7 protein-coding genes are annotated in these 7,695 nt (G+C 67.9%); 4 read left to right on the top strand and 3 right to left on the bottom strand.

Annotated elements, in window-relative coordinates:
• The 3 genes from TL10_RS29085 to TL10_RS29075 all read right to left on the bottom strand — a co-directional run.
• Positions 1-1,403: vWA domain-containing protein (locus TL10_RS29085; RefSeq protein WP_043988407.1), on the bottom strand; the 1,403-nt coding region annotated here is incomplete at its 3' end.
• A gap of 10 nt (positions 1,404-1,413) precedes the next feature.
• On the bottom strand, positions 1,414-2,304 hold the full coding sequence (locus TL10_RS29080) for an AAA family ATPase (protein ID WP_082068126.1): 891 nt from the start codon (positions 2,302-2,304) through the stop codon (positions 1,414-1,416).
• Between the two features lie 11 nt (positions 2,305-2,315).
• Positions 2,316-3,563 (bottom strand): glutamate-5-semialdehyde dehydrogenase, encoded by a 1,248-nt coding sequence (locus tag TL10_RS29075; RefSeq protein ID WP_043988401.1) that lies wholly within the window; start codon positions 3,561-3,563, stop codon positions 2,316-2,318.
• 89 nt (positions 3,564-3,652) lie between these two features.
• Between TL10_RS29075 and TL10_RS29070 the strand changes: the two genes are divergently transcribed.
• The 4 genes from TL10_RS29070 (at position 3,653) to TL10_RS29900 (ending at position 7,488) form a co-directional block, all read left to right on the top strand.
• On the top strand, positions 3,653-4,480 hold the full coding sequence (locus TL10_RS29070) for a ribokinase (protein WP_043988405.1): 828 nt from the start codon (positions 3,653-3,655) through the stop codon (positions 4,478-4,480).
• 65 nt (positions 4,481-4,545) lie between these two features.
• Positions 4,546-5,796: a cytochrome P450 gene (locus TL10_RS29065; protein WP_043988399.1), complete on the top strand. Its 1,251-nt coding sequence runs from the start codon at positions 4,546-4,548 to the stop codon at positions 5,794-5,796.
• A gap of 240 nt (positions 5,797-6,036) precedes the next feature.
• Positions 6,037-6,243, top strand: a complete 207-nt coding sequence (locus tag TL10_RS29060; RefSeq protein ID WP_043988397.1) for a hypothetical protein — start codon at positions 6,037-6,039, stop codon at positions 6,241-6,243.
• Between the two features lie 81 nt (positions 6,244-6,324).
• Positions 6,325-7,488 carry a DUF2306 domain-containing protein gene (locus TL10_RS29900; RefSeq protein ID WP_052506585.1) on the top strand — a complete coding sequence of 388 codons (1,164 nt, stop codon included), beginning with the start codon at positions 6,325-6,327 and terminating at the stop codon, positions 7,486-7,488.
• Positions 7,489-7,695: the final 207 nt, after the last annotated feature.

The raw sequence follows: 7,695 nt of genomic DNA, 5'->3' as shown, positions 1-7,695 counted from the left end.
GCGGACCGGCATTCGTGCATGGTGATGACGTCCTGGTACTTGGCGGTGGCCGAGTCGCCGCTACCCCACAGATGCTTGGGCTCGGGGTTGAGCCAGTGCGCGTGGCGGCTGGCGCTCACCATGTGCGCCAGCAGGTCGGCCTGCGGGTTGCGGTAGTTGTTACGGCCGTCGCCGAGCACCAGCAGGGCTGTGCGCGGCGAGAGCGCGTTGGGCCACTTGTCCAGGAAAGAGACGAAGGCGTGCCCGTAGTCGGAGTGCCCGTCCCGCGTGTACACGGCGGCCTCGCGCGTGATCTTCTGCACCGCGACGGCGAGGTCGGCATCCGGCCCGAACAGCTCGGTGACCTCGTCGGTGGTGTCGATGAAGGCGAAGACCCGCACGCGCGAGAACTGCTGGCGCAGGGCATGCACCAGCATCAGGGTGAAGTGGCTGAAGCCCGCCACGGAGCCGGACACGTCGCACAGCACCACGAGCTCGGGGCGGGCCGGGTGCGGCTTCTTGAGGACGACATCGATGGGCACGCCGCCGGTCGACATCGACTTGCGCAGCGTCTTGCGCAGGTCGATCTGGCCGGAGTGGGAGCGACGGCGACGCGCGGCGAGGCGGGTCGCCAAGGTACGGGCCAGGGGCGCAACGACATTGCGCATCTGGCGGAGTTGTTCGCCTGACGCCCTGAGGAATTCGACGTTCTCGGCCAGCTGCGGGATGCCGTACGTCTGCACGTGATCGCGGCCGATCTGCTCAGCGGTGCGCCGCTTTGTCTCGGATTCGACCATGTGCCGCAGCTGCGAGATACGCTTGGCGGCAATCGCTTTGGCGATCTGTTCCTGAGTGGGTGAGGGCTCGTCACCGTACGGCGCGAGCAGGCCGGCCAGCAGCTTGCCTTCCAGCTGGTCCAGCCCCATGGCCTTGAGCGCCTGATACGACGAGTACGACGGGCCGCGGCTGGAGTTGTACTTGCCGTAGGCGTCGACGATCTGCGCGATCATCGCCATCAGCCGGTCGTCGAGGCTGGCCATGTCGGCGTCGGAGAGCAGGTCGATCAGTGCCGATCGCATCGCCTCGACATCCTCGGGCGGTATCCGGTCGGGCCGGTTCTCCGGGTCCTCATCGTCGTCGAGTTCCAGCACGGCCCGGTCGCCCATGGCCGCGGGGAACCAGAGGTCGAACAGTGCGTTGTAGGTCTCGCGGTGGTCGGGGCGGCGCAGCACCGCGCAGGCCAGGCCTTCGCGCAGCACCTTGCGGTCACCCAGGCCAAGGGTCGCCATCACCCGTCCGGCGTCGACGGTCTCCGACGGCCCGACGTTGATCCCCACCTTGCGCAGGGCTTCGACGAACCCCACCAGGTGGCCCGGAATACCTTGCGGGGCAAGCGGTTGCGCTGGGATTCGTGCGACGGCCATGGCAGTTGCCCTAGTTCAGCTTCAGCTCGCCGGCGGCACGCACCTGGTCGGATTGGTGCTTGAGCACCACGCCCAGCGTGGCGGCGATCATGGCGTCGTCCAGGGTGTCCATGCCCAGCGCCAGCACCGTGCGGCCCCAGTCGATGGTCTCGGCGACCGACGGCAGCTTCTTGAGCTGCATGCCGCGCAGCACGCCGATGATCCGCACCAGCTCGTCGGCGATCTTCTCCGGCAGCTCGGGTACCCGGGACAGCAGGATGCGCCGCTCCAGGTCGGGGTCGGGGAAGTCGATGTGCAGGAACAGGCAGCGGCGCTTGAGCGCCTCGGACAGCTCGCGGGTGGCGTTCGAGGTCAGCACCACCAGCGGGGTCTGCTTGGCCTTGATGGTGCCGAGTTCGGGCACGGTGACGGCGAAGTCGGACAGGATCTCCAGCAGCAGGCCTTCGATCTCGATATCGGCCTTGTCGGTCTCGTCGATCAGCAGCACGGTGGGTTCGGTGCGCCGGATCGCCGTCAGCAGTGGACGGCTCAGCAGGAATTCCTCGCTGAACACGTCCAGCTTGGTCTGGTCCCAGTCGCCGGACTGCTGACCGGACTGGATGCGCAGGATCTGCTTGGCGTGGTTCCACTCGTACAGCGCGCGGGCTTCGTCGACACCCTCGTAGCACTGCAGCCGCACCAGCTCCGAACCGGTGCACTGGGCGATGGCCCGGGCCAGCTCGGTCTTGCCGACACCGGCCGGTCCTTCGATCAGCAGCGGTTTGCCCAGCCGGTCGGCCAGGAAAACCGCTGTGGCCGTTGCGGTATCGGGCAGGTATCCGGTTTCGGCGAGTCGCTTGGCGACATCGTCGATGGCGGTGTTTTCGCCGAACAGCGGCACCGAACGAGCGGGTGTACTCAAGTTCTTCTCCTCTACGCGGGCCGGGTCTGGCCGTCGCCCCACACGATCCATTTGGTGGATGTCAGTTCCGGCAGCCCCATCGGGCCGCGGGCGTGCAGCTTCTGGGTCGAGATGCCGATCTCGGCGCCGAAGCCGAACTGCTCTCCGTCGGTGAACGCCGTCGACGCGTTGACCATCACCGCAGCGGAGTCCACCTGCTCCGAGAAGCGCTGGGCCGCAGCAAGGTTGGTCGTGACGATGGCTTCGGTATGCCCGGTGCCGTACTCGTTGACGTGCGCGATGGCGCCGTCCACTCCGTCCACCACGGCGACCGCCATGTCCAGCGACAGGAACTCGGCGCGCAGCTCGTCCTCGCTCGGGTCCAGGTGCACCGTCACTCCGGCGTCCTGCAGCGCGGTGACCAAACGGGGCAGCGCGGTGTCGGCGATGGCCCGGTCCACCAGCAGCGTCTCGGCCGAGTTGCACACGCTCGGGCGACGGGTCTTGGAGTTCAGCAGGATGCGCTCGGCCATGTCCAGATCGGCGGCCTCGTGGACGTAGACGTGGCAGTTGCCGACGCCCGTCTCGATGGTCGGCACGGTGGCGTCGCGCACCACGGCGTCGATCAAGCCGGCGCCGCCGCGCGGGATCACCACGTCGACCAGACCACGGGCCTGGATCAAGTGGGTGACGCTGGCCCGGTCCTCGCTCGGCAGCAGCTGGACCGCGTCCTCGGGCAGGCCTTCGGCGGCCAGTGCGGACCGCAGTGCGGTGACCAAGGCCTGGTTCGACCGGGCCGCGGACGAGCTACCGCGCAGCAAGGCCGCGTTGCCGGACTTCAGGGCCAGACCGAAGGCGTCGACCGTCACGTTGGGCCGGCCCTCGTAGACCATGCCGACGACGCCCAGCGGCACCCGCTGCTGGCGGATCTGCAGGCCGTTGGGCAGGGTGCTGCCGCGCAGCACCTCTCCGACCGGGTCGGGCAGGCCGGCGACCTGGCGCAGCCCGGCGGCGATGCCGTCGACCCGCTGCTTGTTCAGGGCCAAGCGGTCGATCATCGCTTCGGCGGTACCGGCAGCGCGCGCGGCCTCGACGTCTTCTGCGTTGGCGGCCAGCACCGTGTCGGCCGCGGCCAGCAGGGCGTCGGCCGCAGCATGCAGCGCGCGGTTCTTGGTTTCGGTGGTCAGTGTGGCCAGCGCACGGGATGCGACCCGGGCCCGCCGGGCTGCGTCATGTACCTGCTGGCGCAGATCGGTGTCCGTAGCTGCGTGCACACTCATTAACCCAGGGTAACGAGGTATCCGCGGTACAGCCCGGTCGGGGCTACCGTGGCCGGGTGACTCGGATCACTGTGGTGGGCAGCGTGAACATGGACCTGGTGTTCGGTCTGGCCGACCTCCCGGAACCGGGGCAGACGGTGCTGGCGTCGTCGCTGCATTCGGAGCCCGGCGGCAAGGGCGGTAATCAGGCGGTCGCCGCCGCCCGGGCCGGAGCCGACGTCCAGCTGGTCGCCGCGCTCGGGACCGACGCCACCGGCGCGGTATTGCGAAAGCACCTGCAGGACAACGGTGTCGGCCTCGACGGCGTCATCAGCCTGCCGACCCCCAGCGGCACCGCGGCGATCATGGTCGGCCGCAGCGCCGAGAACATGATCGTGGTGGCGCCGGGTGCCAACGCGCACCTGACCCTGGACTCACGGCAGATTCGTGCGGTGGTCGCCGACTGCGAGGTGCTGTTGCTGCAGCTGGAAATCCCCCCGTCCACTGCGTTGGCCGCGGCACGGACGGCCAAGGCGAGCGGCGCGACGGTCATGCTCAATGCTTCTCCGGCGGGCACCGACCCGGGTGCGCTTGCCGAACTGGCCGCCGTCATCGACGTGGTGATCGTCAACGAGACCGAAGCCGCGCAATGGCATTGGCCCGTCCCGCATCTGGTGATCACCCGCGGCGCCGACGGCGCGGTGCATCGCACGCCCGATGGCGAAACCCACATCGCGGCACCCGAGGTCGAGGCGATCGACACGACCGGCGCCGGCGACGTCTTCGCCGGGGTGCTGGCCGCGGGCTGGCATGCGGACCCCCGGCACGCCCTCCTGCGGGCCGTGACGGCCGGCGCGCTCGCCACACTGACCGCCGGAGCCGGCGATTGCGCACCGTACGACGAGGCCATCGAGGACGCGCTGGGCTCGGCTCCATAACTTGCGCGCGGATATACGCCACTTAGCTGATGATGTGCCGGCCGCATCGCCGGATAGTCGATGCCATGACCACCGCAAGCGGCATTCCGAACGTCTTCGACGCCGCGCTCCCGACCATCGACTACGCCGGCGCGCAGAGCCCCGACGAGGCGCAGGCAGTCATCCGCGAGGCGCGGGAGCAGGCGCCGATCGCGATGGGGCCGCATGGACCGGAAGTGCTGACCTACGACCTCGCACACGAGGTGCTGCGGGACCCGCGTTTCCGGATCCCACAGGGCATGTTCCTGGTGGCTCAGGGCATCACCTCCGGCCCAGTGTGGGATCGCGCCAGTACATCGATCATCAGCATCGACGGCCCCGAACACACCCGTCTGCGTCGCCTGGTGGCGACCGCCTTCAGCCGGCGCGCGATTGACCGACTCCGCGCGACAGTCGTCGACGTCGTGAGCGACCTGGTCGACCGCCAGGTCGCACGTGGGCACTGCGACGTGGTGACCGATATCGCGCGGCAGTACCCCACCCCGGTCATCTGCGCGCTGCTCGGTGCCCCAGCCGAGGACTGGGCACAGTTGTCCGACTGGGTGGACGACTTCATGCAGGCCTTCGACTGGCATGTCGCCGAGCACGAGACCGCGATCCTGACCGCCTGGGACGCGCTCGATGCCTACATCGACGACATGGTCGCCCGGCGCCGCAACAACCTCACCGATGACCTGATCTCTGATCTCATCCGCGCAGAGGAGGACGGTGACCGGCTCAGTGCCGACGAATTGCGAATGCTCTCCACCGGCCTGCTGGCGGCCGGCACCGACACCACCCGCAACCAGGTCGCCGCGTCGGTGCAGGTCTTGTGCGAAAACCCCGAGCAATGGGCTCTGCTGGGGGCACATCCCGACCTGGCCGACCGCGCCGTCGAAGAGACCATGCGCCACTCCCCGATCGTCATCAGTTCCCTGCGGATGGCTCGCGAAGATGTCGAACTCGCCGGAATGCTGATCCCGGCAGGGACTTTCATGCAGGTGAATACCGGCGCGGCCAACCGCGATCCCGCTGTGTACGACGACCCCGACCGCCTCGACATCACCCGTCAGGGCGCCCCAGCGATGCAGACCTTCGGTGCCGGTATGCACTATTGCCTGGGCGTGCACCTGGCCAAGATGGAGCTGGCCGAAGCGCTCGCCCTGATGACCCAGCGCATGCCCAACGCCCGCGTGACCGGGCCGGTCCCGTGGAAGCCGTTGCTGGGACTGAGCGGACCGATCACCCTGCCCATCGCGTTCGACCGCGTCGATCAGTCGTGGCGGGCGGCTTCCTAGCAACATCACAGTTCCTTTCGACAGCAGCCCGGTCTAAACCGGATCGTGCTGGTGGGTCGCGCTCGCGCTGACCGCCCGAGGGCAACCACGCGGCCGAGGACTAAGCATCCACGCGTACGCATGCGCTGATGGCGTACCCGGAGCTGCCACGCCACGCCCCGCGAATTACGCAGCACGGCCGATGGAGTGGGCAGCGCCGAGCGAGACAGTAGGAGTCACCACTTTCGAAGGAGCACTCCGATGAACCAAACACTCACCGCCACAATGCAGTTCGGTATGACCACCACCCGCGCAGGACTCGCGCACTGGTGGACCGGCGTCGAGCACGCCGTCGCGGCCGCCATACACCGGGCATTCGCCTCGCCCACACCGGCTCCGGCGGCACGGACCGTTCACGTCAGCTATCTGGAGCACGCGTGCATGGCGCGCGAGATGGATCGACTCTGAGCGCTCAGAAACCCGCACATCGGTGCCGATTCAGCAAATACTGCAGGTTGGCCACGCGTGGCCCTAGAATCTGACGTTCAAATGGACGACCACAGGGGAATCGCGGTCTCGCGGCGATTCTTCCTGCTCACGGTCGCCATCGCCGTCTTCTACGTGCCACTCGCGCTCAACTACGCGTGGCCGCTGTTCGCCCCCGGCATGTCGCGTTGGCAGGACACCGTCAACACCCTGATCAACGGTCGCGGCTACGCGGTCGGCGACGGATCGGTCGAAGCGGTTCGCCATGGCGCCTATGCCGAGCATCGCGTGGTCCTGATGGTCCACACCACGCTGGCCGGACTTTCCTTGACGCTGGCCATGTTCCAGTTGTCGACGCGACTGCGCACCCGGTGGCCGGCGATGCACCGGTGGACGGGCCGCGGGTATCTCGCACTGATGTCCGTCAGCATGGTGACCGCCTTGGTGTTCCTGTACTTCACGCCGCCGGCGCAGCACTTCATCGGGCCGGCATTCGAAACGCAGTTGCGCGCCTTGGCAATCGGCACGCTCGGCAGCGCCTGGTACGCGGTCTACGCGATCCGCCGCCGCGACGTGATCACCCACCGGGCCTGGATGACCTACGGCATCGCCCTGATGATGACGGCGCCGTTGCTGCGCGTGATCTGGATCGGGATTCAGCCGCTGATCCCGCAGCACGATCTGCTGACCAATATCGGGGTGGGCTCCATCGTGCTCGGCGTCGTCGCACCCGGCAGTGCCATTTTCGCTTTCATGCTGACTCAGCGCGCACAGTCCGACGCGGGGGTCGGTTCCGCTCCGATGTGGTCATACGGCGCTGCGATGGGACTGGCCGTTGCCGGATCGCTGGCCTACGCCGGCCTGGTCGTCCGGTTGCCGGCGCCGATCCCGCACTCCCTTGCGCTTTTCCATCTGGTGCCCGCCTGGATCGCCATCGCGCTCGCGGCGCGCGGGGTGTTCCGCGCCCGCACCGGTGGCGACACCGTGCGCGAACGCCAGTGGCGCTGGCTCTTGTGGGGCTTCGCCGCGGCGCCGACAGCCGCCAGCCTGTACGCGCAGATCGTGCCGCCGGCCTTCACCACGGCCGACGCCGTCCTCGCCGGCGGCATGGACGGCCCTGCCATCCCTATCACCGTCAGCTTCGCGCTGGTCGTACATGCGGCAGCGCGGTCCCGGCGGCGGACCGACGACCTCGATGACGAACCCAACGTGCTGGCCGCAGCCTGAGCGCCGGGAAGTTATCCACAGAACGCGATTCATCCACAATCGGTGCCTGCCAGACAGTTTGAAGCGGTAGAAACCACTAATATCGAACATATGTACTGCTTATCTGCTTAAGTGGACCCGGTGGCTAGAATTCGCCAAAGGTGTTGCTAGGCAACAACTCTTGATCGATCTCCGGTAGGCGTTCAATGTCATGCAGTGGGGCGTCGG

This window comes from Mycolicibacterium llatzerense (assembly GCF_000878195.1).
Classification (GTDB): Bacteria; Actinomycetota; Actinomycetes; order Mycobacteriales; family Mycobacteriaceae; genus Mycobacterium; species Mycobacterium llatzerense.
Note: the sequence above shows the minus strand (reverse complement) of the source record. Positions and strands in the feature narration are given on the sequence as shown.